The sequence below is a fragment of the Acinetobacter sp. V102_4 genome (assembly GCF_031799005.1).
Lineage (GTDB): Bacteria > Pseudomonadota > Gammaproteobacteria > Pseudomonadales > Moraxellaceae > Acinetobacter > Acinetobacter calcoaceticus.
Genome location: NZ_JAVQNR010000012.1, coordinates 1 through 2,283 on the forward strand (window position 1 = coordinate 1; position 2,283 = coordinate 2,283).

At 33.0% G+C, this 2,283-nt stretch carries 2 protein-coding genes; one reads left to right on the forward strand and one right to left on the reverse strand.

Annotated features, from left to right (window positions below; genetic code table 11):
• Positions 1–383: 383 nt before the first annotated feature.
• A complete protein-coding gene (locus tag RMB13_RS00550) occupies positions 384–1,223 on the forward strand; it encodes a hypothetical protein (protein ID WP_311073711.1) in 840 nt (279 codons plus the stop codon).
• A 152-nt stretch (positions 1,224–1,375) separates the two neighbouring features.
• Here the strand turns inward: RMB13_RS00550 and RMB13_RS00555 are convergent, their stop codons facing one another.
• Positions 1,376–1,762, reverse strand: coding sequence for a hypothetical protein (locus tag RMB13_RS00555; RefSeq protein WP_311073708.1), 387 nt, complete (start codon positions 1,760–1,762; stop codon positions 1,376–1,378).
• Between the last annotated feature and the right edge of the window lie 521 nt (positions 1,763–2,283).

Below are 2,283 nucleotides of genomic sequence, written 5' to 3' on the forward strand. Positions count from 1 at the left end.
ATCAATTTGCCACAGCAGATCATCTTGTTGACTGAACAGAAAGATGTCAGAACATGAACAAGATTAGTAGATGGAAATCCAAAATTCACGGACTGAAGCCAAATCTAAAATAATATAGCTAGCGTCATTTATTACTTATTGATTTATATGTATTAATTGCTTGAAAAAAATTTACCTTTACAATTGAGGTGATTAGTGATTTCATCTGACTCAAGTAGATAAATTTGAGTTTATTGATCTCCTTGAGCTGACTTGAAGAGTGGATGATACTAAAATTGATCATTGTTTGTTAAAGGTGGATAATCCTATCTTAAGGTATTGAAATATCATTGAAAGATATTAACTTTAGTGATGTGGGTACTAACTTTGGAAGAGGTGACTAAGTGGCTGTAGTGATTCCAAGCATAGAGGAACTGAATGAATTGGAGCAGCATCTTTATGCCCAAGCATATTATTGTTTTGGTGTAGGGGCTAATAAAGAAATTTATACTGAGATTGAAAAGCAATCCATTCTAAGAAAACTGAGAGATAGGATACAGGCAAAAGAAGGTGCTGCATGTACGAGTAGTATTTTACTGGCCGAACTCATAAAGACATTCGAAAAACTAAAAGAGAGTGTAGAGCAAGCATCAGAGTTGAAAGAAAAAAAAGAAATTTTAAGTATGGTATTTAACCAGTATGATGATGCTTTCGACGATCTATATGGGTTACCAGAAGCTTTTATTCGTCGTGTAAGTGGGTTGAGGGGGGTAAAAAAGCGTAATCGTAAATTTTTAGATCGAAAATATGAAGTTTTTTATGGCATTTTAAGGCAGTATGTTGAGCAACATGGGAAATTTGATAATGCGGCACAAGCAGCTAAAAGTGTAATTCTAGAAGTTAAAGCAGCATTTCAACAATTTGATCGTGAGTATGCCTTAGAAAAAGTGGCTGAAATAGATGAGAAAATCAGAGATGAAAAGCAAAACTTAGAAAAACCAAAGTCTAAAGAATTTCCGATTAAACCTGTCTCGATTGAAAAAAGGATAAAGAAGTTAGAAAAACAAAAGTCCGACTGGTTGACTGCCATGAAGCAAAAAACTTTGTATAAATATTTCCCAACGATATTTATACTGAACTCTGAGAACTATCCTGAGGAGATACTTGCAAGACATCTTAAAGTTAAAGCTAATAAAACTATTTATGATCAAATTATTGAAAAGCCTCAGACAGAGAGTGTTTGATTTTAAACATTATTCAAAATGACAAACATAATCTACAACTTTATGGGTAAGGGGCTTGAACTGGCTATGTTCGGTGCAAGAGTTGATTTCTAAAAAAACATGCTTTAAAAAGTGAGAAGCTACGGCAGAGCCTCAACTTTATGAGTTGAAAATTAGACATCGATTGAGATTCTTTTTATAAAGCGCTGAACATAACTCTCACTTGGAAATACTAAAAAATGGGCAGATGTATTTACTTGGTTTTTTAGATAAGTTGGTAATGGATACTTGATCATTTCGAAAGCTTTAAAGAAGCTTCCGATTGATGACAAAGCTAAGTTGTGTTCGGTATGAAACTCTGACCATATTGTTAAGTCACTTGAGTCAAAGCCATGATCCCAAATCAAGTGAATTCTTCTTTTTGAACCTGGTTCTATTGTTCTTTCTACTTCTAAAATGATATCGATACGTTCAGAATGAGTCAGGTCTTTTGCTCTAAAAGTGAGAAAAATATAGCTTTCTGAAGCATTGGATAAAACAAATAGAAGGTCGTTATTCATTACTAAGGTTGAAATATTAAGTTAAGTTTAATGTGAGAGTTAATTTTATTGGTTAATTTGATTTAGTTAAAGTTAAATTTTGATAATTCAATCGAAACAAATTAAGAACAACTGCATAGTTAGGCCAAAGCTAGTTATTTTATTGCGTAGTCTGGTCTGGTGTTGAAGAGTCAGATCACTAACACGTTGATAAAAAAAGCCTGACTTATGGGTGGTCAGGCTTTCATTAAGTTTGTTTACAGGCTAGTAACTGCAAAGGATTTAATAAAAAATTAGTGAAATGTAAAGAGTTTCTATAAATTAGTTCTATGTCAGAAAATCAAGCTAAGAATACTCATTAGGATGAATAAGAGTGCAAGTATGTAGATTTAATGAGTCATTAGTTTTAAGGTCTAATCTAATAAAAAACAATAACAATCACTTTACGACTTAGTCGATAGATCATTGACACCTTAAATATTGCAGATTATCCTTTGCTTGCTGGCCTACATTGCCAGTCGGCTTTGACAGGCCGAATAGTA

Coding starts and splice junctions, on each gene's coding strand:
- RMB13_RS00555 (WP_311073708.1), bottom strand. CDS start 1,762: ATGAATAACGACCTTCTATTTGTTTTATCCAATGCTTCAGAAAGCTAT.